A 26,175-nucleotide genomic window follows, 5' to 3' on the forward strand; every position below is an offset into this window, starting at 1 on the left:
CTACGAAAGCAGCGGGGGCCGCCGATCGCTCGGCGGCCCCCGCTGTGTTGTTTCGGCGCACTGGCTTAGGGCTGGATGGCTTTTTCCACGTCGGTGAGCATCGCGTCCACCCCGTGCAGCAGTTCGGAAAGGACCTCGCGGTCGGCGACCAGCGGCGGCGAGATCATCAGCATCGTGGCGCCGCGATCGTCACCGCGCAGGATGACCTTCGTCCGCTTGAAGGCCTCGGGCAGCACTTCGCGCAAGACCCTCGCCGACTCGGCGCTGTCGAATTCACGGCCCGAGTCGCGGTCGGCCATCAGCTCGACGGCGTAGAAGAACCCGGTGCCGCGCACGTCCTTCACGCACCGGTGCGCGTCCTTGAGCGATTCGAGCGCGCTGAAGAGCCTGGGGCCCTCGGAAAGCACGTGTTCCGGGACCTTCTCGTCCCGCATGGCGCTGATGTTCGCCACCGCGACCGCGGTGGACACCGGATGCCCGCCCCAGGTGGCGCCGTGCGTGAACGTGCCACCGTGCGGCGAGTCGAAGAGTTCCTGCACCAGCTGTTCGCGCGCGATCATCCCGCCGAGCGGCGCGTACCCGGAGGTGGAGCCCTTGGCGAAGGTGATCAGGTCGGGGACGACGCCGGTGAGGCCGTGCCCGAACCAGTGGCCGAGCCGCCCGAACGAGCAGATCACCTCGTCGGAAACGAGCAGGATCCCGTACTTGTCGCACAACGCGCGCAGCGCCGGCCAGTAACCATCCGGCGGGACGAGCGCGCCGCGGCCGTTCTGCACCGGTTCCGCGAACACCGCGGCGATGGTTTCCGGCCCTTCTTCCAGGATGGTCGCTTCGATGGCCCGCACGCAGTCCAGTTCGGACGCGGGGCCGCAGTCGCCGACGTGGCCGAGGGTGTTCGGCACATGCCGGACACCGGGCAGCAGCGGCCCGAACGGGTCCTTGATCTTCGGCAGCGCGGTGACCGACAGGGCACCCAGAGTCGTTCCGTGGTAGGCCATCCGGCGGCTGATGATCTTCGTCCGCGCGGGCGCGCCCTTGCTGCGGTGGTACTGCCGGGCGAACTTCAGCGCGGTTTCCACCGCCTCCGAGCCGGAGTTGACGAAGAACGTGGTGCCGAGGTCGCCCGGCGCCAGCTCGGCGATGAGCGTGGCCGCTTCGATGGCGGGCGGATGCGCGGAACCCCAGTTGGTGGCGTAGGCGAGGGTGCCGACCTGGTCGCTCGCCGCCCGCGCGATGTCCGCCCTGCCGTGCCCCATGTTGACGCAGAACAGCCCGGCGAGGCCGTCCAGGTGACGTTGCCCCTCGGTGTCGAAGAGGTAGCTTCCTTCGCCGCGGACGAAGACCGGGAACTCGCTCGCCCAGGCTTCCTTGCGGGTGAAATGCGGACCAAGGTGCCGGCGGGCTTTCGCGCGCAACTGTTCGACATCCACGGGGGCGACCTCCTTCGAAGCGGTAACCGGATGCTTTGACCTTCGCAACAACACTGGTCCCAGCCCAGAGCCAGAATGCCGCCGTTCGATGGAACCAGCCCGGATTCCGGCTCTCGGAATCTTGCGGGACACCCGCACCCGATCGATGGGGGCATGCGCAAAAAGCCTCGCATGCCCCCATCTCAGAATCTTGCGGGACACCCGCACCTGATCGATGGGAGCATGCCCCCATCTCAGACCGGTTCCGCCGCGCGTGCCACGACCGCGTCCCGGTCGCCGGTACCGCGGGCCACCGGAAGGCGTTCGCGGCCGGGCGCGATCCTGCTCCAGCCGAACACCACCAGCAGGTTCAGCCCGAGGGAGACCACACCGGGGTTGATCCCGCCGAAGGTGACATCGGTGGCGTACAGGACGATCGCGGCCAGCACACCGGCGACCATCCCGGCCGCCACCGCCGAGGCCCGCACCCGCCGGGCGAACAGCACCGCCAGCCAGCCGGGCACCACCTGCGCCAGCAGGTTGTAGGTCAGGTTCAGCACGGTGAGCATCAGGGTGGACGCGACCAGCGTGAGCACCGCCGCGAGCACCAGGAATCCCGCCACCGCCACCACCGTCCACCGGCGCTGCGCGCTGGGGGACACGTTCGGCGCCAGGTTGCGGCAGACCATCCCGCCGATGGAGAGCGCGGTCGCGGCGAGCACCAGCACCCCGGACAGCGCGGCGCCGGCGGCCACCAGTCCGAGCATCCATTCCGGCAGCAAACCCTTGGCGGTCACCATGAACACCGTGTTCGGGTTGGCCAGGTCCGGGTGCGCGCTGACCCCGTAGTAGGCGGCGAACACCAGGAACGGATAGATCAGCATGTACAGCGGCATCCACACGGTGGAGGTCTTCACCGCCCGCTCGGAGCGGGCCGGGAACACATACGCCCCACCGAAACCTAGGTAGAACACCACGCTCTGGAACGCGATGGTTGTCATCGCGAAGAGCAGGGCGTTGCCGCCCATCGTGGTCTGCGCGGCGGTGAGCACCTCCGGCCCGCTGACCTTGGCCATGCCGCCCGCCGCGAACACCGCCGCGACGCCCACCAGCACGACGCCGACCAGCATGAACACGTCCTTGAGGATGGAAACGAATGCCGGCGAGCGCACGCCGGAGACGGCGATGTAGATGAACGCGATGATCCCGGCGAGCAGCACGCACTGCACCGGGTTCAGGTGCAGCCCGAGGTTGCTCAGCACCACCTGCAGCCCGATGAACTGGTACTGCCCCCAGGGAACCAGTGCGATCAGCATCGTGACGCAGGTGATGAGTTCGAGCGACCGGCTGTCGTAGTGCTTGCCGAACACGTCCGGCACGGTCATCGCCCCGTGCCGTTTCGCGGCCCGCCAGACCAGGGGAGCGAGGAAGTACCCGAGCGAGTAGGCGAGCAGGATGTAGCCGATGAACCAGATGCCGTAGCTCGCGCCGTTCGCGTAGATCCCGCTCGGGAAGCCGATCATGGTGCCGATGCTGTAGACCTCGCCGACGGCAAGGAAGTAGACCAGCCAGGCGGGGAACGATCGCCCACCGACCAGGAACTCGGAGATCCCGCCACCGCGGGTGCCCCGGCCCGCCCACACCGCCAGCCCGATCGACGCGGCCATCACCGCGCCCACCACCGCGATCAGCATCAGTCCTCCTCGGGGTAGTGGCGACGGTCGAAGAAGTGCCAGCTGACCCACAGGCACAGGGTGGTCAGCGGGCAGCAGCAGAACACCCAGAAGAAGACGAGCGGGATGCCGAAAACCGAGGCCGGGATGCCGGACACCAGCGGGATGCCGACGAGCAGCGCGGCGGCCGGAATGCCGAGTCCGATGAGGACACTCGGCCAGCTCCGGATCACCGGGCGCCGCCGCTCGCCCAGACCAGCTCGCCGCCGCTGACCGTCGCCTCCACCGTCAGGTCGCGAATACGGTCCAGGTCCACCGCGGTGGGATCCTCGGAGAGCACGGCCAGATCCGCCAGTTTGCCGACCTCCAGACTGCCCTTGCTGTCCTCCTCGCCGGCGAGGTACGCCGCGTCGATCGTGTAACCGCGCAGCGCGGCGTCGACGTTCACCGCCTGTTCCGGCCCGAGGATCTGCCCGTCGCGGGTTCTGCGCCGCACCGCGCACCAGATGCCTTCCAGCGGCGGCACCGGGGTCACCGGCGTGTCCGAGTGCAGTCCGAAGTGGATTCCGCGGGCCCTGGCCGAGGCCAGCGGGCTGATCCGGCGTGCCCGCTCCGGTCCGAGGAAGACGTCGCGGTGCCGGTCACCCCAGTAGTGCACGTGCTTGATGAAGAACGACGCCAGCACGTCGTGCGCGGCCATCCGGTCGAGCTGGTCCTCGCGGACGGTCTGGCAGTGCTCGATGCGGTGGCGGCGCCCGGTGCCCGCCGGTGCGCCCAGCCGGGTGTAGCCGTCGATGATGGCCTCGATCGCGGCGTCCCCGTTGCCGTGCACGGCGACCTGCCAGCCCGCCGCGTCCAGTGCGGCGATCCGGCCGCTGAGCTCGGCCGGGTCGAGCAGCATCATGCCGTGCTCGTCGGGAGCGCAGGTGTAGCCCTCCGCGAGGCATCCGGTGCGGCCCTGGATCGAACCGTCGGCGATGATCTTCACCCCGGCCATGGTGAACCGCGGCCCCGCGCCGGTGAGGTCCGGCCGTTCGGGGCTGCCTTGGGCCAAGCCCGGCACCAGGTTGTCGATCAGGTAGCCGCGAATCCTGGTCCGCAGCCTGCCGGCTCGCAGAAGTGCCTGGTACGCCTCGAGTTCAGCGGCCCCGCCGATCAGCCCCACCCCGGTGTCGTGCACCGAGGTCACCCCGTTCGCCAGGTACTCCTCGTCGGCGAGCAGCAGGGCCTCGGCCAGCTCGTCCGCCCCCTGTCCCGGCAGGCGCGAGGTGACCAGGAAGGCCGCGGTCTCGATCAGGAGGCCGGTCGGCTCGCCGCGCTCGTCCCTGGCGATCCGCCCGCCCGGCGGGTCCGGGGTGGCCGCGGTGATCCCGACAGTCCGCAGCGCCGCCGAGTTCGCCACGCAGAAGTGCCCGGAGACATGGGTGAGCACCACCGGGCTGTGCGGGGAGACCGGGTCCAGGTCCGAGCGCGCCGGATGCCGGTTGTCCTTGAGCAGGGTGTCGTCGTAGCGGTAGCCGCGCACCCATTCGCCAGTGCCGCGATCGGTCACCGCCTGCGCGACCCGCGCCACGATGTCTTCGATCGTGTCGTTGGGCGGGCTGCCGGCGTCCACCGGGGCGGCCAGCGTCATCCCGAAGAAGGCCGGATGGTTGTGCGACTCCACGAAGCCGGGGATCGCCGTGCGGCCGGCCAGGTCGAGCACCCTGGTGTCCGGTCCGATCAGGCCGGTGATGTCGCGGTCGTTCCCCACCGCGAGGATCCGGCCGTCCCGTGCGGCTAGCGCACCGGCGCGGGTGCCCGCCCCGTCCATGGTGAGCACGGTGCCACCGAGCGCGACGAAGTCCGCTGCCAGCCGCCCTTCGGCCCGTCGAGGGAACTGCTCCACAAGAACCTCCTGCTCGCCGGCTGTCCTGGCTCAAGACAGTGCGTCACGGCAGGCCGGCTGGAAAGGGCCAGAACCGGTCGGGCGGGAGGTACCAGTTCAGCGGGTCAGCAGGTCGTCGCAGACCTTGCCGAGCAGCCGGATACCCGGTTCGATCGAGCGTTGCGCCACCGCGGCGAAACCGATCCTGAAGTGGTTGAGCGGGGCGTTCTCGTCCTGGAAGAAGATGTCACCCGGCTCGATCAGGATCCCTTCCCGCTCGGCCCGCCGGACCAGCTCGCGGCAGTCCAGCTCGGGCGGGCCGGTCATCCAGAGGCTCACCCCGCCGGGCGGATACGGTCCCTGCGGCCAGGGCAGGTGCTCCTGCGCCGCCGCGCAGGCCGCCTCCCACTTGCGCTTGAGCTTGCCCCGGTAGCGCCGCAGCGACCGGTGGTACTCGCCGCCGCTGATCAGCAGGGCGAGTGCGCGTTGCAGATGTCCCGGTGGGTGCCGCAGCACGTAACGGCGGGCCTCCCGCAGCTCGCGCACGAGCTCGCTGGGTCCCACCAGGTAGCCGAGCCGCAGGCCGGGGGAGAGGAACTTGGAGAAGGTGCCGAGGTAGACCGCGTCGCCGGTGTCGTCCAGCGCCTTGAGTGCCGGGGTCGGGCTGCCCTGGTAGCGGAACTCGCTGTCGTAGTCGTCCTCGACCACCACCGTGCCGGCGGAGGCGGCCAGCGCGAGCAGCTGGCGTCGTCTGCTGATGCTCAGCGTGACGTTGCTGGGGTGGTGGTGACTGGGGGTGAGGTAGAGCAGGTCCGTGCCGGTCAGCGAGTCCGGCGGCCGGAGTCCGCGGTGATCGACCTCGATGCCCCGTACCGCGGCGCCGGTGCGCAGGAAGATGTGGCGGGCGTCGAGGTAGCCGGGGTTCTCCATGGCCACGCGCTGGTCGGGGCCGAGCAGCACCCGGCCGAGCAGGTCCAGCCCCTGCTGCGAGCCGACGGTGACCAGCACCTCGGACGGGTCCGCCTCGATGCCGCGTGCGGTGAGCAGGTGCCGGCAGATCATCTCCACCAGCATCGGGTCGTCCGAGCCGAGGCTGTCCTGCAGGCTGTGGAACACGTGCGGCTGGTAGAGCGCGTCGCGCAGGCAGCGGGTCCACGAGCGGGCGGGGAACGCGCTGATGTCGGTCTGGCCGGCGAGGAACGGGTACGGGTAGGTGTGCCAGTCGGCGCGCTTCTCGACGTGCGCGACACCGGCGTCGGGCTGGCGTCTCATCCGCCGCGACCAGTCGATGCGGGAGGCGGTGTCGTGCTCCTGGACCGCGCAGTGCGGGCGCATCTCGGAGTTGACGAACAGGCCGCTGCGTTCCTTGCTCTCCACGTACCCCTCGGCCACCAGTTCCTGGTAGGCCAGGTTGATCGTGTTGCGGGAGACGCCGAGCTCGGCGGCCAGCTCCCGGGAGCTGGGCAGGCGGTGCTGCACGTCGAAGGTGCCGACCGCGATGCCGTGTTCGATGGCGCGACGCACCTGCCGGTAGAGCGGCTCCCGCGCCGACCGGTCGATTTCGATCAACGTTCTGGGCAACGTGTGCTCCTAGCTGCCCGGTGCGGCTCGGTCCGTGCTGCGGTGGGTGAGCCTAACCCGGGCCGCCAAGTCGGCGCCAACCCGCCGAACAGTGCCAGCCAAGTCCCGGTGTCGATGCTGGAGCCACTTCCATCGACCACGGTAAAGGGAGCAGGTCTGGATGAAGGGCTTCAGGATCCACGATTCGAGGTGGAAGCACGGTCTCTATCTCGGCATCGTGCCGGAAACGGCCGCGGCCAGGAACAGCTCGACGCTGCTCACGCTCGACCACGATCTGGACGTCCTCCCCGAGGCCGGACGGCGGCTGACGGTGGCCGAGCTCGCCTACCACGTGGACGACCTGGCCGGCAGGCTGTCGGCGGCCGGGGTCCGGTCCGGCGACCACACCGCGATCTACAAGACCGCCAACTTCGATGTCTGGGTGCTCGCCAGCGCCGCGTCGCGGATCGGAGCCACTCCGGTGCTGCTGTCGCCCGCCCTGGACGGCGCGACCGTCGGCGCCCTGCTCGGCAGGCTGGACCGGCCGCATCTGCTCACCGACGCGGCCAAGCTCGACGTGCTGGCCGACGTGCCGGTGGCGGAGCTGACCAAGGGGGTGATCGTGGTGGCCGGAAGCAGGCCGGGCGCCGCGTCGCTCACCGAACTCGCCGGGAGCCCGCGGGTCCAGCCGGTGTTCCGCGGGCCGCAGGAGCCCGCGATGATCACGCACACTTCCGGCACCACCGGGCTGCCCAAACTGGTCGTGCACACCGCGCAGAGCATGCGGCTCCGGCTCCGGCCGCAGTGGTGGCTGCTGTCGCTGATGCGGAAGCAGGAGACCGTCGCGATCCACATCTCCTTCGTGCATTCGCGGATGTTCGCGGCGATGGCGCTGGCCCTGATGCAGGCCATGCCGGTGCTGCTGATGAGGGAGGCCGATTCCGGCAAGGTCGCCGACTTCTTCCTCAAGCACCGCCCGGGATTCATCGAGGCGCTGCCCAACTCGCTGATGGAATGGGAGGGGCTCGCCGACGATCCGCGAAAGCCGTTCGCGTCGGTGAAGTACTTCAGCAGCACGTTCGACGCGATCCACCCCAGGACGATGAGCCGGCTGCTCAAGTCGTCCGAGCGGCGGGCGCCGCTGTTCTTCCAGATCTACGGGCAGAGCGAGGTCGGCCCCGCGGTCGGCCGGCCCTACTTCCGCGGGTCTGCGCACCGGGCGGACGGGCGCTGCGTCGGTTTCTCGATGCCGGGCTGCGCGAAGGTTCGGGTGGTGAATCGGGAAGGGAAACGGCCTTCCGAGAAGAATCCCGGTTTCATCGAGGTCCAGTGGAAGGGCCTGGCGACGGACTACTTCGGCGAGCGGGAGCGGTACGACGCCAACCTCAACGACGGCTGGTGGCGCACCGGCGACGTCGGCTACCGCAGCAAGCTCGGCTGCCTGCACATGCTCGACCGCGAGGTGGACATGATCCCCGGGGTGCGCAGCAGCCTCGAGATCGAGGATCTCGTGCTGAGCAGGATGAACGAGCTGAACGAGCTGGTCGTGGTGTCCGGGCCGACGGCCAAGCCGGTCCCGGTGGTCTGCACCAACGAGGACCAGCCGCTGGACCGGGATCGCTGGCGCGCGGCCGTCGCCGACTTCCCGCAGCTTGCCGACCCGATCCAGATCCCGCAGGCCGAGCTGCCGCGGACCGCGACGATGAAGGTGCAGCGGATCGAACTGTCCCGCCGGCTCTCCGCACAACTGGAAGAACGAGCTTGACCCGCACCCGCGACCAACCTGAAGGAACCATCACCATGACCCCAGAAGCCACTCTCGCGCGTTTTCGCGAGTACATGGTGGGACCCGCGCGATTCATGAACCTGCTGTCCTGCTTCGAATTGGGCCTGATCGACACGTTACGGGAGAACCCCGGGATGACCGCGGCCAAGCTCGGCGACGCGGTCGGCGTCAAGCCGGATGCCGTGGAACAGCTGCTGTTCCTCATGGTCAAAGAAGACTTCGTCGCGTACGACGAAGGTTCCGGCGGGTACTCCCTCGACGCGCTCGCCGCCGTCGACAAGGGCGACCTCCAGCGGGCGCTCGCGTATATGAACCTGATCAAGGTCGTGATGCTCCGGCAGGTGTTCTACCTGACCGACAGCGTGCGCACCGGCAAGCTGGCCGGCCTGAAGGAGCTCTACGGGTTCGACGGGAACCTGTATGGCGCCGTGGCCGAGCACCAGGATCTGCGCGAGTCCTGGTCGAAGCTGATGGACAACGTCACCGCCCGCATCGATCCCTGGTTCTTCGAGCACGTCGACATTCCGCCGGGAGCGCGGGTACTCGACGTCGCCGGGAACACCGGGCTCGGCGCGATTCACACCTATGAGCTGAAGAAGTCGCCCGGCCTTCGCGTGACGACTTTCGACCTGCCGGAGAAGGAAAAGGAGTGCCTGGAGAACTTCCAGGCGCATGGCGTGGCCGAGCACTGCTCGTTCATCGGCGGCGACGTCTTCGAGGAGATCCCCAAGGGCTTCGACGTCGTGCTGATCAAGCACTTCCTGGACATGTTCGACAAGGACGAGGTGTTCAAGATCCTCGACGGCGTGCACCGGTCGCTGGAAGTCGGCGGGCAGGTCAACATCATGGTCCCGGTGTACCCGGAGGACATCAAGGACCCCGGTTACTACACAGTGGACTTCTTCCCGACCTTCTTCCTCGGCTGCACGATGGGCCAGGGCGGGGCGCAGAAGCTGTCGACGTACCAGAGCTGGCTGGAGGAGTGCGGGTTCGAGGTGACCAAGGCGGTCGCCAAGGCCCCCGCCGACATCCCGTCGGACGTCATCCCGCTGCCCGGCATCGTATGCGCGACGAAGATCGCGTGACCGGCTGAGGTTCCGCCCACCGAACCGGTCAGCACGAGCCTGGTGCCCGCTCGTGCTGACCGGTCGACCTTCCCCGGCGGCATATCACCCGGCGGACTTCAGGACCATCCCGTCGCCGGCGGCCGGCACGCTGACCAGCTCCGCGCGTTTGCCCGCGCACGGCTCCGCACCGGAACCCGCACACCGGCAGATGGCCGCGCGCACCTGCGCCAGCCACGGCCCGGCGTCCATCCGCTGGGCCAGGTCGGTGGCGACGGCGAGATCCGCCATCGCGGCCTCCTGGTCGCCCAGCGCCATGGCCGCCTCCGCGGTGAAGTAGGCGACCGGTCCGCTGATCGCGAAGTCCGCGATGGAACAGGCCAGCCGGCGGTAGGGCAGCAGCTGGGCGCGGAACCGGGTCACCAGTTCGGTCTCGCGGAGTCGTGCCGCGGCCAGCAGCGCCCAGCAGCGGGTGTAGAGCCACAGGTAGTCCTTGGGCTCGTGCGGAAACCGGCGCAGCGCGAGGCGGGCGTCGTGCACCTGCCCTGCCTCGGTCAGCGCCATCACCAGGATGCTGTGCAGCGCGGGCAGATCGGTGGACCCGGCGAAGGCGCGCAGTTCATCGACGAGGTCCCGGCCGTCGCCGACGAGATACGCCGCTTCCCAGCGCTGGACCATCCGGTTGAACTTCGCGTCGCCCCAGCTCATCCGGGCATGCAGGTCGTAGGCCGCCCGGCTCAGCTCTTCCGCCTCGCGCCAGCACCCGTCGAGCGACCGCAAGCCGGCGCGGGACCAGGCGAGTTGCGCGCGAAGGGGTGCGTTTCGCTCGTCCACCAGCTTGGCCGCGAGATCCAGTTCGGCGGAGGCGTCGGAAACATGACCGGAAGCGACCAGGACCTGGGCGCGGAGCTGCCGGGCCCGGACCGTCAGCGCCGGCGGCAAGCCGGGCAGCGCCAGCATTTCGGCACCCGCCTGCACGCGCTCGTCGTGGTAGTCGGGGCCGCTCAGTGCGGTGGCCCGCAGGTGCAGGACACGACCAAGCACGATCTTGTCGGCCGCGCGCCAGGCGAGGTCCAGCGCCTCGTCGGACAGCGCGGCCCGGCGCTCCGGGTCGTCGTCGTGGTAGCGGGCGACGGCCAGGGAGGACAGCAGCAGTGCGCGGTGCGCGGGCTCGGTGACCAGCGACAGCGCGCGTTCGAGGACGTCGACCAGCCGCTCGTCGACTTCGCCGTAGCCGACCGGGTACCAGTTCAGGTCGCTGACGGCGGTGACCGCCGCGTTGACCAGCCTGGCGGTATCCGGGACCCGGTCCGCGTCCTTCGCCGCGAGGATCTCCTCCATGGCCTGGATGAACACGGGAAGCCCTTCCCGGGGGTTCCCGGCCCGGTACAGGGAGGTGCCGAGGCCGATCAGCAGGTGGTGCCGATCGTGGCGTTCCTGCCCGGCCAGATCGGCGGCAGCCAGCGCCTGTCGCCACAGCGCGGTGGCGTCTTCGGGGGCGAGACGCGCTTCCGCGGCCTTGGCCGCGGTGGCGGCGTGGGTCGCGGCCTGCGCGGCCGCGGTCGGGTCGAGTTCGGCGGCGAGCAGCCAGTGCCGGGCCACCTCGGCGGCCCGCTCGGCGTTGCCGGCCCATGCGCGCGCCGCGGCCGCGCCGATCCGCCGGTGCAGCCGGGCCCGGCGCAACCGCCCGGTGGTCTCGTAAAGCGCCTCGGCCGCCAGTGCGTGGGTGAAGCGGAACCAGCCCAGCCGCTGATCTTCCACGATCAGGCCACCGGCGACCGCGGTGTCCAGGATCTCCAGCGCGGCCTCGAGCTCGACCGAGGCCGCCTCGGCGACCACCTCGATGTCGAAGTGCCGGCCGGCGATGGCGGCCACCGACAACATTTCGGCCGCGGCCCGGGGTAGCCGGGCGATGCGTTGCAGCAGCACCTCGCGTACCGGGATCGGTACCGGTGCCGGGTGGGACTGGTCCAGGCACTGATCGGCGGTCAGCGGTTTGATCAGTTCCCGCAGGAAGAAGGGGTTGCCTTCGGTGCGAGCCCACAGTCGTTCCGCGGTGTGCTCGCTGACCTCGTGCGGCAGCAGGGCGCTCACCAGTACCCGGGTGTCCTGGGTGTCCAGGCCGCTCAGCTCGATCCGGGTCATTCCCGCACGGGCCAACGCGGCCAGCGTTCCGGCCAAGGGTGCCGCCTCGTCCGACCGGTAGGACACGGCCAGCAGCAGCCGGCTCGCCGGCACCGACTCGGCGAGGTGGGCCAGCAGCCGCAGCGAGCTCGGATCCGCCCGGTGCAGGTGATCGAGCAGCACCACCAGCGGTGCGGTGTGCGACGCGTCGGTCAGGTACTGCACGATCGCCTCGAACTGCCGCAAGGTGGCACCGGCCGCGTCCACGCCGTCCTCCGGCCGGTGGCCGTCCCGGTCCAGCAGTTCGGTGACCGGCACCGGTATCGAACGCTGCGGGAAGCAGGTGCCCACCGCGCGCAGCACCTGCTCCCAGAGCCACAGGGGTGGTGCGGCGACGTGCTCGGGGCAGGTACCCCAGAGCACCGGCACGCCCGCCAGCTTGGCGAAACACCGCAGCAGGCTGGTCTTGCCGACCCCCGGTTCCCCGGAGACCGTCACCACCCGCCCCCGGCCGGCCGCCGCCGCGGCCAGCGCGTCGCCCAGCTGCCGCAGCGCCGGCTCACGGCCGACGAAGACCTCCCCGTCCACCACCGGAGAAGGCGGCGGGCCGTCCGCGCGGATCGGCGGCGCGGGCATCTTGGGTGCGGTGGGTACCGTCATGGTCGGCGCCGCCTTGGTCGCGTGCCAGTCCAGCGCCGGAGCCTGGTTCAGGATCTCGTGTTCGAGGTGTTTCAGCGCCGGTCTCGGGTCGATCCCCAGTTCTTCCACCAGCCGCATCTGGAGGGTTCGCAGTACTTCCAGCGCGTCGGCCTGCCGCCCGGCCCGGTACAACGCCAGGCTCAGCAGCTCACAGCCGTACTCGCGCAGGGGATGGGCCTGGATGAAGGCTTCCAGTTCGGCACCCGCCACCTCGTGCGCCCCCACGGCCAGCAGTGCCGCGCAGCGCACTTCGACGACCGACAGCCGCAACTCCTCCAGGCGCGCCACCTCCGGCGCCACCCAGGTGGCATGGGCGACCTCCGCGTAGGCCTGTCCCCGCCACAGCGCCAATCCCGCGTCGAACTCGCTCAACGCCTGCTGCGGGTCTCCTCGGTCCCACGCCTGCCATCCCGCCGTGGCGTGCGCGCCGAAATGATCGACATCGACGTCGACAACGCGACCGTCCAAAAGGTAACCCTGCGGTAAGGTGCGGAGCACGGTCGCCGGTTTCCGCGGCGCCCGATCCGGTTCCAGCACCCGCCGCAGATTGGCCACATAGGCCTGTAGCGAAGTCGTCGCCGATGGCGGCGGATGCCCCGCCCACAACGCTTCCAGCATCACGTCCACCGCCACCGGCTGACCAGCCCGGCTCACCAGCAACGCGAGCAGCGCGCGTTGTTTGGGCGTGCCCAGATCCACCAGCCTGCCGGCGACGATCGCCTCTACCGGACCCAAAGCCCGGAATTCGACCATACTCTGAGAAACCGCCCGGAGGGATTCCGGTGACCTGCTTTGTGGGTTCTCAACGACTTCTGCGTCAGTCATGTTGAGCGGCCCCAGGGATTTCGGACAGTTTCCTGCTGCTTGCGTCATGCATGTTGAGCTACCCCAGTGATTTCGAATAGTGCGCCAGCCATTACCCCATGCGTGTAGAACAGCCCCCAAGCATCCCGGACAGTGGTCTGGCGATCACTCACCGTTACCAGTCGATCGGGTACAGATACTCGTTTCTAGACCTCAATGGCGATCTTGTCGCCAATTCTTTCGAAATACCTTGCGTCGAACTTGCCGTTGAGCAGGTGACCCTCCCCTCGGCGGAATCATGCCACGGTGCCGAACGGGAGCCGCGATCATGCAGTTAGTGTGTCAACTCCTGCTCGCTTTATCGGCCACGATTTATCGCAAAACGGATAAAGATCTGCGGTTTTAGGTTCGAATTTGCCAATTCGCCGGCGCGGTCTCCGTCCGGTCACATCCTCGCCGGTTCATCCGTCATGGCAACTATCCAGTGAAGCGTGCCGAGGAAGGAGAACAGTGACCGCACGGATGACCAACCCCGCGATGATCCTGCCGGAGGCGATGAAGGGCGTCGGCAGCTTCTTGAACGCCATCTCCACCGGGGGCGTGCCGGACGAGACGCTGGAGCTCGTCAACCTGCGCGCCAGCCAGATCAACGGGTGCAGCCCCTGCGTGCACGGGCACACGGCGAAGCTGCGGGAGACGGGTGTCAGCGAGCAGAAGATCGCGGCGGTGGCCGCCTGGCGGCACGCGCCGTTCTTCAGTGAAGCGGAACTGGCCGCGCTCAAGCTGACCGAGACGCTCACCCGATTGGCCGATCGCTCCGACGAGGCGGTCCCGGACGAGCTGTGGGCCGAGGTGGCCGAGCACTTCGACGAGAAGGGGCTGGCCGCCCTCGTCCTGAACATCGCCCTGATCAACTCGTTCAACCGGATCAACGCCGCGGTCCAGGAGCCCGCCGGCACCACCTGGTGAACGCGGCGACGGCCCGGGGGACCACCCTCGGGCCGTTTTCCGTGGCATCGTCGGCATTCCGGTGGTTCAGTCGAGCGTGGCCAGATCGAGCCCCCGGATCTGCTCGGGATCGGTGATCACGTCGAACTCGGTGATCCGGTCCTCGGCGAAGGTGAAGGTGACCACCCGGTACTCCCGGCCCGCGACCGAGGACACCGCGCCCACCGAGCCGTTCACCAGGATCAGGTGCACCCCGCGCGCCACCGTCGAGAAGGCGACCGCGCCGCTGGCCACCATGGCCGCACCCTGGCGCAGCACCTTGCCGTCGGCCCTGGTGATCACGTCCGGGTCGAGGATGGACACCAGCGCCTCGAAGTCGCCCCCGCGTGCGGCGGAGACGAATGCGTTCACGATCTGCCGCTGCCGCAGCAGGTCCGGGTTCTGCGGCGTGCCGCCCTGCACCCGCCGCCGCGCCCGGCTCGCCAGCTGACGCGCGGCCGTCGGCGTGCGGTCCACGATCGGCGCGATCTCGTCGAACGGCACGGCGAACATGTCGTGCAGCACGAACGCCAGCCGCTCGGCCGGGTCCAGTGTCTCCAGCACCACGAGCAGCGCCAGCCCGACCGAGTCGGCCAGCATCGCCTGCTGCTCCGGAGTGGCCACCTCCTGCGGCTCGACCGGCCGCTCTTCCAACGGCGCCTCTCGCCGCGCGGTACGCGACCGCAACATGTCCAGGCAGACCCGCCCGACCACGGTGGTCAGCCAGCCAGCCAGGTTCTCCACCGCCTGGACATCCGTCCGCGCCAGCCGGAACCAGGCCTCCTGCACGGCATCCTCGGCCTCGGCGACGGATCCGAGCATCCGGCATGCCACCGCTTCCAGTCGCGGGCGCTGCTCCTCGAACCGCCTGGCCAAGAACTCCTGCTCATCCACGGTCACACTCTCCCTGCCTCGTCCGTCATAGCGATGACGAACTGAAACGAAGCACTGTGACGGAGACCAAGATGACCACCGTACGCTGCGGATGTTACGCGACGACTCTCAGTGAGCAGGGGTCCGCGGTCAGCCGGTGCGCACCCCGGTAGACCGACCGGCGCGGCATCTCGACCCGATTTTTTGTCAAGTTCAGTCCCACCGAAAAGGAGCACTCAGCGCATGTCCATGCAGGACGACTTTCCCGGTTACGCCGTCGGGACCTGGGTAATCGACACCGCCCAGTCCGAAGCGGGCTTCGAGATCCGCCAATTCGGCTTCTCCAAGGTCCGCGGCAGCTTCACCGATTTCGAAGGCACGATCGTGACCGCGGAGAACCCGCTGGACTCGTCGGTGAACGCGGTGATGAAGACGGCGTCGATCGACACCAAGAACAAGAAGCGCGACGAGCACCTGCACCACGACGACTTCCTCGGCGCCGAGCAGTACCCCACGATCACCTTCAGCTCGACCGGGTTGCGGGTCGACGGGAACGATTTCTTCGTGGACGGTGACCTGACCGTCCGCGCCATCACCAAGCAGGTGACGCTGAACCTGGCGCTCGACGGCATCGACGTCGGTGCCGGAGCCAAGGGGAAGCCGCAGGCCAGGTTCACCGCGTACACCGAGATCGACCGCACCGACTACGGCGTCACCTGCGGGATGGCGCGCGCGGTGATCAGCAAGCCGGTCAAGATCATCCTCAAGATCCAGGCCGACAAGCGGGACTGATCCGCGAAAGAAAGGGGGCCGAAACCCGGCCCCCTTTCTTTATGCTCAACCGGCGGTGGCCACGTCGAGGACGCCGTGGAACCAGGGGGAGTACCGGTCCGGGTGCTCGGCCAGGTCCGCGCGCAGCCGGTCCGGCTCGGGCCAGCGGACGTCGGCCACCTCGGCCGGGTCGAGGTCCAGCCGCGGATCCACCGGCACCTTGCCGACCAGCACGTGGTCGTATTCGTGCTCGACCCGACCGGTCTCCGGGTCTTCGGCCCGGTACAGGTACACGCCGGCTTCGTGCAGGGTGACCCCCCGCACCCCGATCTCCTCGATCAGCCGCTGGGCGGCGGCGTCGAACACGGTCTGCCCCGGGGCCGGGTGACCGCAGCAGGCGTTGGCCCAGCGCAGCGCGAACCGGGTCTTCGCCGCGGCCCGTTGCTGGACCAGAACGCGGCCCAGCTCGTCCAGCAGCATCACCGAGAACGCCCGGTGCAGCCGGCCGGGCGCGGTGTGCGCCTCGGCGACCGTGCAGGAACCGGTGGCGGCACCGCCGGAGTCGACGAGTTCCACCAGCTGCGATTCCCGAGCGACCATGGCGGGTCACCTGCCTCCCGTGCGCCGACGAAAGTCACGTTACCGGTGTCGGGTGCGGGCCGCTCAGGTCAACCGCACCGGAAGTTCGGCCAGGCCGCGGATCCGCACGCTCTTCTGCCATTCCAACGGCTCGTCCGTGGCCAGTCGGAGGCGCGGAAACCGGGCCAGCAGGCGGGTGAATGCGATCTCGGCCTCTAGCCGGCCCAACGGCGCGCCGACGCAGTAGTGAATGCCGTGCCCGAACGAGAGGTGCCCGCGGGCGTCCCTGGCGAGGTCGAGCCGGTCCGGCTCCGGGTACCGTTTCGGGTCGCGGTTCGCCGCGCTGATCACCAGGTGCACGAACTCGCCGGCCGGGATCTCGGTGTCGCCGACCAGCATCGGCTCGGCCGTGTACCGCATCGTGGCCACGTTGACCGGAGCGTGGAGGCGCAGGAACTCCTCGACCGCGGCCGGCATCCGGGACAGGTCCGCGCGCAGTGCGTCCAGCTGCTCGGTGTCGCACAGCAAGGCGTAGACCCCGTTGCCGATGAGGTTCACCGTCGTCTCGTGGCCGGCTATCAGCAGCAGGAATGCGGTCGCGACCACCTCGCCCTCGGTGAGCCGGTCGTCCTCGTCCCTTGCCTGCAGCAGCGCGGAGAACAGGTCATCGGCCGGTTCCGCGCGCTTGACGGCCGCCAGCTTGTTCAGGTAGCCGATGAGGGCCCGTGCCCCCGAGGCCGGGTCCACCCCCGGGGCCGCCGAGAGCAAGGTGGCGGTCCAGCGACGGAAGTCGTCGCGGTCCGCGGACGGCACGCCGAGCAGTTCGCAGATCACCGTGATCGGCAACTGCGTGGCGAACGCCGCGATCAGGTCCACCTCGTCTTGGCCCGTCATGTCGTCGAGCAGCGCGTCGGTGATCTCCTCGATCCTCGGCCGCAGCGCCGTCACGGCGCGCGCGGTGAACGCGGCGTTCACGAGCTTGCGCAGCCGCGTGTGGTGCGGCGGGTCGGCGTGCAGCATGTGCGGGGTCAGCGAGACCTTGGGCGCCGACGGCGGCAGGTCGCGGTTCAGCAGCTCCTCGGCACCGGCCGCGCCCTTGGCCAGCCGCGGATCGGCGAACGCCGCCCTGACCTCGGCGTACCCGGTGACCAGCCAGCCCGTCGTGCCGTCCGGCAGGCGCACCTGGTGCACGCCGCCCTGGTCGCGCCAGTCCCGGTGGGCCCGGTGCGGGTCGGTGAAGTAGTCGTCGGGCAAGGTGTCGAGCTGATCTTGGTCGACGGTCAACGTTCCCCCTTGTGCACTCTGTCCAGCAGAAACACCATCCGGTCGAAGCCGGTGGCTATACGGGATCCGCGATGGGCTCGGGCGATTGCGTGGAATCCGCCCGCCATCCCGTTGGCAGGTCGATCACCTGCGGTCGCCATTGGTAGTAGGACGAGAGTTTGTAGTACTCCCCGTCGGGCGTCGACGTGGCGGCGTAGACGTACTTGCCCATGGCGGAACCGCGCGAAACGCCCCTGGTGAACTGCTCGATCTTCGGTTCGAGCTGAACGGGAAGGGTGGTCGGATCCGGGGTCGGCATGGGAAAGCAGAAGCGCAGGATCTTCGGCGAGTCCCAGCTCAGGGTGAGATACATGCCGAACGCCTCCTTGGCGACGGTGAGCATCTGCTCGCTTGGATCCGGCAGCTCGAGGTCGCGGAGCATCGAAAGGACGGTCTTCGTGTCGAAGCGATCGGCGGGTGTCCAGCCGAAGTACACGTTCGTCGTCCTGGACGGGTAGTCGATGCTGATCCCGGTTACTCGTTCGCTCAGGCCGTACCGGGTGAAGAAATCGAGGTTCCCGGCCAGGCTGCGTGGCATCGACGGCATGTCGGCCGCCTTTGACAGGCTTTGCAGGTCTTCGCCGGGGAAGAAGGCATAGATCTTCCTGAAACCGCCGACGACCCCGAAGTCAACACCCAAGGTTTCAATGGGGAATCGGTCGTGGATTTCCGAAAGCAGGGCGCCGATCGGATGGTCCGTCTCCTCGGTGAGGCCGTTCGACAGCGCGGTGGAATACGGATCCACGTCCATCCGAATCGAGAAGCGGCAGTCGAGCTCTCCCACGTAGCGCGCGCCGGTCGCCACCCGAAAGGCGATCGCCGCCTGCGCCAGCGTATCCCCGAAGGTGGTCAGGACGGGCCAGACCTTGGCACGCGAGCAGGCCACATCCACCAGCTGAGCCGTTTCCTCGATGACCGAGTAAATACGTTCCAACTCGGCGTTCTCGGACATTCACCCTCCAGTTTGTTGATCGTAGTTGGTTGAACCGGGCAGGATCGGCTCGCTACCGGGCGAAGATCAAGGTGGCGGGCGACGGTGTGGGGTGGAACGAGATGTCCTCGAAACCGGCTTTGGTGAGCCAGTCCTGGTAGTCGGTTCGTCGCCAGGTGTTTCCTTGTTTGCTTTTGAGTAGCATTTCGGAGGCGAAGAGCAGGGGGAAGGGTGGGCCGTTGCGGTCGTCGTTGACGATGTAGTCGCAGATGACCAGGGTGCCGCCGGGTTTGAGGGCGGTGTGGGCTTTGGCGAACAGGGCGATGTTGTCTTCGGGTCCTTCTTGGTGGGCGATGTGGGAGTAGACCACGATGTCGTAGGTGGTGGTGCCGAAGTCGGTGGTGTGGAAGTCGCCGTCGATGCAGGTGAACCGGTCGGCTACGGCCCCTTCGGCGAGGAGTCGGCGGGCGATGGTGTTGATGGGTTCCCAGTCGAGTTGGGTGGCGTGGGCGGTGGTGTTGAGTTCGAGCCAGATGGCGGAGTAGATGCCTGAGCCGCCGCCGATGTCCAGGATGGAGATCTCGCCGGCGTCGGCGAGGTGTAGTAGGTCGGCGGCGACCGTGGCGACTGGTACGGATTGGGCGGCGATGGCCGGGACGACGTGTTGCCAGTGCGGGTTGTCGGCCACCTCCACCGTCGCGTCGGTGACCGGCCCGCCGGCGCGGACGACCTCGGGCAGGGATGTCAGGTTGCCCATGTGGGCCAGTTTGAGCTGGGTGAAGCTGCTCAGGCAGGCGGGTTGTCCTTCGACGAGGTAGGTGGTGGCTTCGGGGGTGTTGCGGTAGTGGCCGTTGTGGAGTTCGACCAGGTCGAGGCTGACGAGTCCGTCGAGGAGGGTTTGCGCGCCGCGCTCGGAGATTCCGGCTTTGGCGGCGAGCTGGTCGGCGGTGTCCGCACCGGCTTCGAGATGGGTGAACAGCGAGGCGCCCGCTGCGGCGCCGAGGATGCCGGTGGCCCAGTAGCCGTTGGCGAGGTGCATGATCCGGTCCGGTGTCGGCTGGTTGCTGCTCATGCGGCCCCTCCCTGGGTCCCTGCGGTGCTGGTGGTCGGCTGAGAGTTGGCCTGGAGTGCGGTGCGGAGGGTTTCGGCGACCCGTTCGACTTGGTTCCCGGTGAGTTCGGCGTGCATGGGGATGGCGAGCTGATGTGCGAAGAGGTCTGCCGAGACCGGGCAGGGCTGGGTGGTGTCGTAGACGGGTTGGAGGTGGCAGGCCCAGGTGCCGTGTCCGCAGCCGATGCCTTGGGCGCGCAGGTCGGCGGCGACGGCGGCGCGGTCCACGCTGGGGGCCAGTGTGACCAGGTAGGACTGCCAGGCGTGGGTTCGGTCCGGTGGCACGTGCGGCAGGGTGAGGAGCTCTTCGCCGGCGAGCAGTTCGGCATAGCCCGCCGCGGCTGCGCGCCGGCGGTCCAGGAGTTCGCCGACCCGGGCGAGTTGGACTTGCAGGATGGCGGCGGCGATGTCGGAGAGTTTGTAGTTGTAGCCGATGTCGGTGAACACCGAGATCGGTAGCCCGACGACCCGCGCCTGGTCGAAGATGCTTTCGATACCGAAAGACGACCGGAGCCGGGCGTGTGCGGCGTGTGCGGGGTCGGTGGTGATCAGGGCGCCGCCTTCTCCGCTGGTGATTCCTTTGCGGCCGTGGAAGGACAGGCAGGCCACCGGTGCCAGCGCTCCGGCTTCGCGGCCTTGGTAGGTCGCGCCGACCGCGCAGGCGGCGTCCTCGATGAGGAACAGTCCGTGGCGGTCGGTGATGGCCTTCAGCTCCGCGTAGTCGGCGGGCAGGCCGACGGTGTCCACCGCGATCACCCCCACCGTCCGCGGACCGACCAGGCCGGCCACCGCCTGCGGGTCCACGGTGCCGGTATCGGCGCGGACGTCGGCGAAGACCGGGACACCGCCGACGTAGCGCACCGCATGGGCGGGCGCCGGGAACGTGTAGTCGGCCACGATGACTTCGTCGCCGGGTTCGACGCCGAGCGCGAGCAGCGCCAGGTGGAGCGCGGCGCCGCAGTTGCTCACCGCGACCGCGCCACCAGCCCCGTACCGTGCGGCCAGCTCCTGTTCCAGTGCTTTCCCCCGCGGGCCCTGACCGGCCTGCCAGCCCGAGGAGAACACCTCCGCCACCGCGGCGAGTTCCTGGTCGCCCAGGCTCGCCTGAACCAGGGGGATCGTGTCCATGGTGGTCACCGGTGCTCCAGGTTCTGCGGCTCGTCGGACGGGGCGGGCCCGTAGCGAAGGGGGGTGATTTGGTGGACGTCGTAGCGGTCGCGCATTCGTTGCACGGCGCTGGAGTCCACCGTCTGGCCGGCGGAGAAGATGTCGCTGAGCTCTTCGAAGTAGCGTTCGTGATCGGGTGAGGGGTAGGCCTGGAACAGCATGCGCGTCGGGGTGTTGGTGGGGTTGGTGAACGCGTGCGGGCAGCCTGTGGGCACGAACATGCTGCTGCCCGCGCCCGCCCGGACCACGGTCTGCCCGGTGGGGGACTTCCAGTCCTGCCAACGTTCCACGGTGCGGTCGACCGGCTCGAAGGCGAGCAGGTCCAGTTCGCCGTCGAGGATGTAGAAGAACTCTTCGGACTGCTCGTGGAAATGCGCGCCGACGTCGAACCCGGGCGGCACCACCACCTCGAAGATCGAGACCGAGGACCCGGCCGCGTGGGTGGCCTTGAAGGTGATGTCCTGCGCCTTCGTGACCAAAGTCCGGCCCTGGCCGGGTAGGAGTATCAAACCGTCCATGAGATTCTTTCCCCTCCTCTTCGGCTACGCGAAATCCGGCTCAAGATACGACGGCGGATTCAGCCGGATGCGTTCGCTGTTGCCCGGCACATCCACGGCCCAGGTTCCCACCGACATCTCGGCGGTGATACCCGGACCGAAACCCGCCAGCACCCCGGTACCGCCCGGCAGTGTTATGTCTTCCTCGAACAGCCTGCGCAACGCGTCGAGTACCACGGCGCTGGCGATGTTGCCGTATTCGGTCAACGTCGCCCGGCTGTGCCGGAATGCGTGGTAGTCCACATCGAGGAATTTGCTCAGATCGTCCAAAATACGCGGCCCGCCGGCATGAATAATGTAGAAGTCGAGGTTGCCGATGTCCCAGCCGTGCACGGTGGCCAGCTCGCGCAGCACCGGCGCGAGGGGCTCCATCGTGCCCGGCACCCGACGATCGAGCTGGAAGTGGAAGCCGGTGGCGCGCACGGCGTAGGAGATCCAGTCCTCGGTGTCCGGAATCAGATACGACGCGTTACGCTCCAAAACCATTCCGGTGCCGCCGCTGCCCCGCACCACCGCCGCCGCGACCGCATCCCCGAACAACCCATCCGACAACAACGAACCAATACCGTCATCCTCGGGCTGATAGCACAGCGAGCACAGTTCACAGGAGACGATCAGCACGTTGCTGTCCGGATACGCCCGGCAGAAATCGTGCGCGCGATTGATCGCCGCGCTACCCGCCGCACACCCCAGCTGCGCGATCGGCAACTGCCGAGTATCAGCACGAAACCCCATGCTATTGATCAACCACGCGGTCAGCGACGGCATCAGAAATCCGGTGCAGGACACGTAGATGATCAGATCGACATCGCGTGCGGCCAGGTCCGCGTTCGCCAACGCCTGCTCGATGACCTCGGGGCACCGTTTCTTCGACTCGACCTCGTAGATACGGTTACGTTCCTCGAATCCCGGGTGGCTGAGCGTCTGCTCGATGGGCTGCACGACATGTCTCTTTCGCACCCCGGTGTTCTGGATCAGGCGAAGCGCTAAAGGGAGTTGTGACTTTCCGGCGTGTACTCGTTCAGCGAATTCCAGGGTCTCTTCCATCGTGATGACAAATTCCGGCACACTCACCGACGGCTTGCACAACGTTGACATGTCTGGCGAGTACCCCCTGTACGTGGAAATTTGCCCCGTAGCCGCCGATGCTGCCCGCTGTTCCCCGGCGAGGTCGGCTGCCACGGCGCACCTCCAAGATCGGCCCGGATGCGCGTCTCGTACCGTCGCTCATTCCGCTTGGCGTCGGCTTGGGGACGGCTTGGGGCGGCTCTGGCCGAGGCGCGAGCTTGCCAGATTGGCAAGAAACTTTGCGGAACTCGTCGCTGGGTCCGCATAGTCGTGGCGGAGGTGGTCAGAATGGCCGATCGGCTGAAGAACGATTACGACGTGGTGGTGGTCGGTGGTGGCGCCGCCGGGTTGAACGGGGCGCTGATGCTGGCCCGAGCGCGGCGCTCGGTGGTGGTGATCGACGCGGGCACTCCGCGCAATGCGCCGGCGAGCGGGGTGCACGGCCTGCTGGCCCTGGACGGGACGCCGCCGGCCGAGTTGCTGGAGCGCGGGCGGGCGGAGGTTCGCAGCTATGGCGGCCAGGTGGTGTCCGGCTCGGTCGACGCGGTGGTTCGCGATGACGACGGGTTCGTGGCGGAACTGGCCGACGGCCGGAGGGTCCGCGCGCGCCGGTTGCTGGTGGCGACCGGGCTGGCCGACGAGCTGCCGGACATCCCCGGGCTGCGGGCCAGGTGGGGCCGGGACGTGCTGCACTGTCCGTACTGCCACGGGTGGGAGGTTCGCGACCAGGCCATCGGTGTGCTGGCCACCGGGCCGGTGTCGGTGCACCAGGCGTTGCTGTTCCGCCAGTGGAGCGATGACGTCGTGTACTTCTCCCGCGGCATCCCGCTCACCGAGGAGCAGGCCGAGCAACTGGCCGCCCGCGATATCCGCGTGGTGGACGACGAGGTCGCGGCCGTGGAGGTCGCCGATGATCGGCTCGCCGGGGTCCGCCTTGGCGACGGCACCGTGGTCGGCCGCGATGCAGTGGCGGTGTCACCGCGGATGACCACGCGCGCCGGTTTCCTCGCGGCGCTCGGGCTGCTGTCCACTGATCATCCGATGGGGGAGTACATCTCCACCGATGAGACCGGCCGTACCGACGTGCCCGGGGTGTGGGTCGCCGGCAACGCCACCGACCTGGTCGCCCAGGTAGGCGGCGCCGCCGCGGCTGGGGCCATGGCCGGGGGCCAGATCAACGCGGATCTGGTCGCTGAGGAAACCCGGGTGGCCGTGCGGGCCCGCCGGGAGTCGCGTTCGGCCGAGCCCGTGGTCGCCAGTCGCTGATCCGGCGGCCGCACAACCGTCTACAAAGGACACAATGGGTGAATTGATAGCGGCCGCGATCAATCCGGTCCTATCATCGCTCCTATGCTGCCTCGCCGGGTGTTGCGGATGATCATGGTTCTCGCGGTGACCTGGACGGTGTCCCTCGCCGGGGCGGCCGGGAGCGGCGCGACGGCCGCGTTGGCCGAGGAAGGCGGGCCGCTGCCCGGCCGGCAGCTGCTGTTCTACAACCACGCCTACGGGGTGTTCGACCGGGAGACCGCCGACGCCATCGAGCATTCCGGCTACCTGCGCCAGTTCGCCAACTTCGAGGTCCGCACCACGACCGGTGCCGACGGGCAGATCTGGACCGGCCGCTACCTGATGGGCCGCGAGACCTACCTCGAACTGTTCGGCGTCGGCGACCTGCCCGGCCGGGACGGCACCCTCGGCACCGCGGCGATGGGTGTCTCGGTCGAGCAGGCCGGTGACCTGGCGACGGTGACCGAGCGGCTGCGGGACCAGGGAATCGCCGACCCGATCGAATTCCGCCAGACACGTGACTTCGGCGACGGTATCCCGGTGCCGTGGTTCGACTCCGTGTTCACCAGCGACCAGTACGACGCCTTCGGGGCATGGGCGATGGAGTACTGCCCGGAGTACTTCGCCGACCCGCGCGGCAAGACCGAACCGGCCGACCACCCCGGTGACGTCGGCAGGGAGCGCTACCTGTCCGACGCCTACCGCGAGCACCTGATGCGGGACGTGACCGGCGTCCGATTGGCGGTCTCCGAACGGGATCTCGCCAACACGGTGCCGTTGCTGCGGGCCGGCGGGTTCGTCGTCCGGTCCCTGCCCGGCGGTGGCGCGGTGGCGGATCGCGGCGGCACCACGATCCGGTTCGACCCGGCGTCGCCAGGCCAGCTGGGCCTGCGACAGGTCGAACTGTCGCTCAACCGGCCGGTCGAGCACCGGCAGGAGGAGCGGATCGGCCACTCGACCCTCGTCGTCGGCCCCGGCACCCACGCCGTGTGGACCTTCGATCCGACGGCATAGCGGCTGATCTCTCACCCCGGTGACCACCGGTTCGGCGGAGAACCGAAGTAAGGTTCCTGCCGTGGACGACGCATCCGGTGACCGCCTGTCCAAGGGATTCGAAGACCGCAGGCGCTCCAGACTCGGCCGCCTGCTCCGGGAGGCCGACCGCAACGACGGCCTGGTCAAGGCCATGCGGACCGCGCGGCGGATCGCGCCGGGCGGTGACGAGCTCTATGCCGCGCCGACCGGCGACCGCGCCTCCGACCGCCTCGCGCGGCTGATCAGCCAGGCGGGCACCGAGCAGCCGAGCGCCGTTCGCGAGCTCGGGCTCGCTGGAGTGCAGGTCTGGCAGGCGCTGAGCAGGTCGAGGGGCCTGCACCCGACCGACTCCGAAGTCACCATCCTGTTCACCGATCTGGTCGAGTTCTCCACCTGGGCGCTCGAAGTGGGTGACGACAACGTGCTGCGGCTGCTCCGCGCGGTCGGCAGGGCCAGCGACCCGGTGATCACCAGGCACGGCGGCCGGGTGGTGAAGTCGCTGGGCGACGGGTTGATGGCGGTGTTCGCGGACACCGCGGCCGCCATCGACGCCGCCTACGAAGCGTGCACGGCGGTCAGCGCGATCACCATCGACGGCTACCGGCCGCAGCTTCGCGCCGGACTGCATTCCGGGCAGCCACGCCGGGTCCGCGACGACTACCTCGGCGTGGACGTCAACATCGCTGCCAGGGTCGCGAACGCCGCGTCCAGCGGCGAGGTGCTGGTCTCCGGGCCCGCGCTGGAGAACGTGGACGCCGGCCGGTACGTGATCCGGCGCAGGCGCCGGTTCCGGGCCAAGGGCGCGCCCAAGGACCTGGACGTCTATTCGGTCGTTCCCCGGTTCCCCTCCGGACGATCCTGAAGGCGGAGGCTGTCGCTGATCGCGGCGAAGGCGCGCCGCACGTGGCCGGGCAACGTCCCGGGGGCGCAGCCGGGCAGCCATTCGTCCAGTGCGCAGCGCCAGGTGGCCACGCAGAACTCGATCAGCAGCCGCAGCTCGAGGCGGTCCGGATCGCCCAGCCTGCCGGCGATTTCGGTCTGGGTCTCGGCGCAGTGCCGCAGGGAGTGCCCATCCAGCGACGGTGACCGCTCGATCAGTCGAAGGGTGGCCGCGAACCGCCGGTACCAGTCCTCGTCCATCCGGTCGAGGGTGTTCAGCATCGTGTCGCGGAAGACGTCGAGCAGGGGGCCGGACTTCTCGGTCTCGTCCAGCACCTCCAGGTAGGCGCTCCAGAGCTGCTTGACGGCGGTGAGCGCCACGTCCTCCTTGGAGCGGAAGTTGCGGAAGAACGTCCGCTTCGACACCTCGACCGCGTCCACGAGTGCGTCGAGCGTGGTGGCGTCGAAACCGTGCTCGGTGAACATCGACACCGCCGTGTCGGCCAGTGCCTGATGGGTGCGCTGCTTCTTGCGTTCGCGCAGCGTGGTTGGTGCTTCGGAGGTCGGCACGGCAGCAGTCTAGCGAACGTGCTCCCGCAACGCGTATGCTCCTGATAAGCAA

22 protein-coding genes are annotated in these 26,175 nt (G+C 68.8%); 7 read left to right on the forward strand and 15 right to left on the reverse strand.

The genetic code is table 11. The annotated features are described in order from the left end of the window. Positions 1–65: 65 nt before the first annotated feature. The 5 genes from AMYNI_RS0137275 to pdxR form a co-directional block, all read right to left on the reverse strand. Positions 66–1,430, reverse strand: a complete 1,365-nt coding sequence (locus AMYNI_RS0137275; protein ID WP_020673218.1) for an aspartate aminotransferase family protein — start codon at positions 1,428–1,430, stop codon at positions 66–68. 233 nt (positions 1,431–1,663) lie between these two features. Continuing rightward, a complete protein-coding gene (locus tag AMYNI_RS0137280; RefSeq protein WP_020673219.1) occupies positions 1,664–3,103 on the reverse strand; it encodes a sodium:solute symporter family protein in 1,440 nt (479 codons plus the stop codon). Then, on the reverse strand, positions 3,103–3,315 hold the full coding sequence (locus AMYNI_RS0137285) for a DUF3311 domain-containing protein (RefSeq protein ID WP_020673220.1): 213 nt from the start codon (positions 3,313–3,315) through the stop codon (positions 3,103–3,105). Before AMYNI_RS0137285 ends, AMYNI_RS0137280 begins: the two co-directional genes overlap by 1 nt. Then, positions 3,312–4,895 carry an amidohydrolase gene (locus AMYNI_RS0137290; RefSeq protein WP_063713901.1) on the reverse strand — a complete coding sequence of 528 codons (1,584 nt, stop codon included), beginning with the start codon at positions 4,893–4,895 and terminating at the stop codon, positions 3,312–3,314. Before AMYNI_RS0137290 ends, AMYNI_RS0137285 begins: the two co-directional genes overlap by 4 nt. Before the next feature lie 171 nt (positions 4,896–5,066). Further along, positions 5,067–6,530 carry a MocR-like pyridoxine biosynthesis transcription factor PdxR gene (pdxR, locus tag AMYNI_RS0137295; protein ID WP_026361407.1) on the reverse strand — a complete coding sequence of 488 codons (1,464 nt, stop codon included), beginning with the start codon at positions 6,528–6,530 and terminating at the stop codon, positions 5,067–5,069. 160 nt (positions 6,531–6,690) lie between these two features. On the opposite strand from pdxR, the gene AMYNI_RS0137300 reads away from it, so the two are divergent. Both AMYNI_RS0137300 and AMYNI_RS0137305 read left to right on the forward strand, forming a co-directional pair. Beyond that, positions 6,691–8,274: a class I adenylate-forming enzyme family protein gene (locus AMYNI_RS0137300; protein ID WP_020673223.1), complete on the forward strand. Its 1,584-nt coding sequence runs from the start codon at positions 6,691–6,693 to the stop codon at positions 8,272–8,274. A gap of 35 nt (positions 8,275–8,309) precedes the next feature. After that, positions 8,310–9,380 carry a methyltransferase gene (locus AMYNI_RS0137305; RefSeq protein ID WP_211225538.1) on the forward strand — a complete coding sequence of 357 codons (1,071 nt, stop codon included), beginning with the start codon at positions 8,310–8,312 and terminating at the stop codon, positions 9,378–9,380. A gap of 84 nt (positions 9,381–9,464) precedes the next feature. Here the strand turns inward: AMYNI_RS0137305 and AMYNI_RS46325 are convergent, their stop codons facing one another. Next, a complete protein-coding gene (locus tag AMYNI_RS46325) occupies positions 9,465–12,917 on the reverse strand; it encodes an ATP-binding protein (RefSeq protein WP_211225539.1) in 3,453 nt (1,150 codons plus the stop codon). Positions 12,918–13,496: 579 nt separating this feature from the next. On the opposite strand from AMYNI_RS46325, the gene AMYNI_RS0137315 reads away from it, so the two are divergent. Continuing rightward, positions 13,497–13,955 carry a carboxymuconolactone decarboxylase family protein gene (locus tag AMYNI_RS0137315; protein WP_040406216.1) on the forward strand — a complete coding sequence of 153 codons (459 nt, stop codon included), beginning with the start codon at positions 13,497–13,499 and terminating at the stop codon, positions 13,953–13,955. A 66-nt stretch (positions 13,956–14,021) separates the two neighbouring features. Here the strand turns inward: AMYNI_RS0137315 and AMYNI_RS0137320 are convergent, their stop codons facing one another. Next, on the reverse strand, positions 14,022–14,867 hold the full coding sequence (locus AMYNI_RS0137320) for a sigma-70 family RNA polymerase sigma factor (protein WP_026361409.1): 846 nt from the start codon (positions 14,865–14,867) through the stop codon (positions 14,022–14,024). Positions 14,868–15,089: 222 nt separating this feature from the next. Between AMYNI_RS0137320 and AMYNI_RS0137325 the strand changes: the two genes are divergently transcribed. Then, positions 15,090–15,638 carry a YceI family protein gene (locus AMYNI_RS0137325; protein WP_020673228.1) on the forward strand — a complete coding sequence of 183 codons (549 nt, stop codon included), beginning with the start codon at positions 15,090–15,092 and terminating at the stop codon, positions 15,636–15,638. Positions 15,639–15,683: 45 nt separating this feature from the next. Here the strand turns inward: AMYNI_RS0137325 and idi are convergent, their stop codons facing one another. The 7 genes from idi to AMYNI_RS0137360 form a co-directional block, all read right to left on the reverse strand. After that, on the reverse strand, positions 15,684–16,217 hold the full coding sequence (idi, locus tag AMYNI_RS0137330) for an isopentenyl-diphosphate Delta-isomerase (RefSeq protein WP_020673229.1): 534 nt from the start codon (positions 16,215–16,217) through the stop codon (positions 15,684–15,686). A 63-nt stretch (positions 16,218–16,280) separates the two neighbouring features. Further along, the gene (locus AMYNI_RS0137335; RefSeq protein ID WP_020673230.1) at positions 16,281–17,480 is read right to left on the reverse strand and encodes a cytochrome P450 family protein; all 1,200 of its coding nucleotides are present in this window, start codon (positions 17,478–17,480) and stop codon (positions 16,281–16,283) included. Between the two features lie 55 nt (positions 17,481–17,535). Beyond that, on the reverse strand, positions 17,536–18,471 hold the full coding sequence (locus AMYNI_RS0137340) for an aromatic prenyltransferase (protein ID WP_020673231.1): 936 nt from the start codon (positions 18,469–18,471) through the stop codon (positions 17,536–17,538). A gap of 52 nt (positions 18,472–18,523) precedes the next feature. Beyond that, positions 18,524–19,489 carry a class I SAM-dependent methyltransferase gene (locus tag AMYNI_RS0137345; RefSeq protein ID WP_157357639.1) on the reverse strand — a complete coding sequence of 322 codons (966 nt, stop codon included), beginning with the start codon at positions 19,487–19,489 and terminating at the stop codon, positions 18,524–18,526. Positions 19,490–19,518: 29 nt separating this feature from the next. After that, positions 19,519–20,688, reverse strand: coding sequence for a DegT/DnrJ/EryC1/StrS family aminotransferase (locus tag AMYNI_RS0137350; protein WP_026361410.1), 1,170 nt, complete (start codon positions 20,686–20,688; stop codon positions 19,519–19,521). Between the two features lie 5 nt (positions 20,689–20,693). Then, entirely contained in the window at positions 20,694–21,245 is a 552-nt protein-coding gene (locus AMYNI_RS0137355) for a cupin domain-containing protein (RefSeq protein ID WP_020673234.1), read from the reverse strand. Between the two features lie 24 nt (positions 21,246–21,269). Beyond that, a complete protein-coding gene (locus tag AMYNI_RS0137360) occupies positions 21,270–22,358 on the reverse strand; it encodes a type III polyketide synthase (protein WP_281170333.1) in 1,089 nt (362 codons plus the stop codon). Positions 22,359–22,640: 282 nt separating this feature from the next. Between AMYNI_RS0137360 and AMYNI_RS0137365 the strand changes: the two genes are divergently transcribed. From AMYNI_RS0137365 to AMYNI_RS0137375, 3 genes are all read left to right on the forward strand, one after another. Then, complete coding sequence (locus tag AMYNI_RS0137365; RefSeq protein WP_040407767.1) at positions 22,641–23,618, forward strand: NAD(P)/FAD-dependent oxidoreductase; 978 nt, start codon at positions 22,641–22,643, stop codon at positions 23,616–23,618. 108 nt (positions 23,619–23,726) lie between these two features. Continuing rightward, positions 23,727–24,653: a DUF5829 family protein gene (locus AMYNI_RS0137370; protein WP_020673237.1), complete on the forward strand. Its 927-nt coding sequence runs from the start codon at positions 23,727–23,729 to the stop codon at positions 24,651–24,653. Positions 24,654–24,714: 61 nt separating this feature from the next. Next, the gene (locus tag AMYNI_RS0137375; RefSeq protein WP_020673238.1) at positions 24,715–25,536 is read left to right on the forward strand and encodes an adenylate/guanylate cyclase domain-containing protein; all 822 of its coding nucleotides are present in this window, start codon (positions 24,715–24,717) and stop codon (positions 25,534–25,536) included. On the opposite strand, the gene AMYNI_RS0137380 is transcribed toward AMYNI_RS0137375, so the two are convergent. Next, positions 25,497–26,123 carry a TetR family transcriptional regulator gene (locus tag AMYNI_RS0137380; RefSeq protein WP_020673239.1) on the reverse strand — a complete coding sequence of 209 codons (627 nt, stop codon included), beginning with the start codon at positions 26,121–26,123 and terminating at the stop codon, positions 25,497–25,499. The two genes, AMYNI_RS0137375 and AMYNI_RS0137380, sit on opposite strands and share 40 nt — an antisense overlap. Positions 26,124–26,175: the final 52 nt, after the last annotated feature.

It is taken from the genome of Amycolatopsis nigrescens CSC17Ta-90 (assembly GCF_000384315.1).
In the GTDB taxonomy this organism is placed as follows: domain Bacteria; phylum Actinomycetota; class Actinomycetes; order Mycobacteriales; family Pseudonocardiaceae; genus Amycolatopsis; species Amycolatopsis nigrescens.

Excerpts from the sequence above, each read along its gene's own strand:
- AMYNI_RS0137280 (WP_020673219.1), bottom strand. The coding sequence starts at position 3,103 with ATGCTGATCGCGGTGGTGGGCGCGGTGATGGCCGCGTCGATCGGGCTG.
- AMYNI_RS0137290 (WP_063713901.1), bottom strand. The coding sequence starts at position 4,895 with ATGGACGGGGCGGGCACCCGCGCCGGTGCGCTAGCCGCACGGGACGGC.
- AMYNI_RS0137300 (WP_020673223.1), top strand. The coding sequence starts at position 6,691 with ATGAAGGGCTTCAGGATCCACGATTCGAGGTGGAAGCACGGTCTCTAT.
- AMYNI_RS0137305 (WP_211225538.1), top strand. The coding sequence starts at position 8,310 with ATGACCCCAGAAGCCACTCTCGCGCGTTTTCGCGAGTACATGGTGGGA.
- AMYNI_RS0137325 (WP_020673228.1), top strand. The coding sequence starts at position 15,090 with ATGTCCATGCAGGACGACTTTCCCGGTTACGCCGTCGGGACCTGGGTA.
- idi (WP_020673229.1), bottom strand. The coding sequence starts at position 16,217 with ATGGTCGCTCGGGAATCGCAGCTGGTGGAACTCGTCGACTCCGGCGGT.
- AMYNI_RS0137340 (WP_020673231.1), bottom strand. The coding sequence starts at position 18,471 with ATGTCCGAGAACGCCGAGTTGGAACGTATTTACTCGGTCATCGAGGAA.
- AMYNI_RS0137345 (WP_157357639.1), bottom strand. The coding sequence starts at position 19,489 with ATGCACCTCGCCAACGGCTACTGGGCCACCGGCATCCTCGGCGCCGCA.
- AMYNI_RS0137350 (WP_026361410.1), bottom strand. The coding sequence starts at position 20,688 with ATGGACACGATCCCCCTGGTTCAGGCGAGCCTGGGCGACCAGGAACTC.
- AMYNI_RS0137355 (WP_020673234.1), bottom strand. The coding sequence starts at position 21,245 with ATGGACGGTTTGATACTCCTACCCGGCCAGGGCCGGACTTTGGTCACG.
- AMYNI_RS0137365 (WP_040407767.1), top strand. The coding sequence starts at position 22,641 with ATGGCCGATCGGCTGAAGAACGATTACGACGTGGTGGTGGTCGGTGGT.
- AMYNI_RS0137370 (WP_020673237.1), top strand. The coding sequence starts at position 23,727 with ATGATCATGGTTCTCGCGGTGACCTGGACGGTGTCCCTCGCCGGGGCG.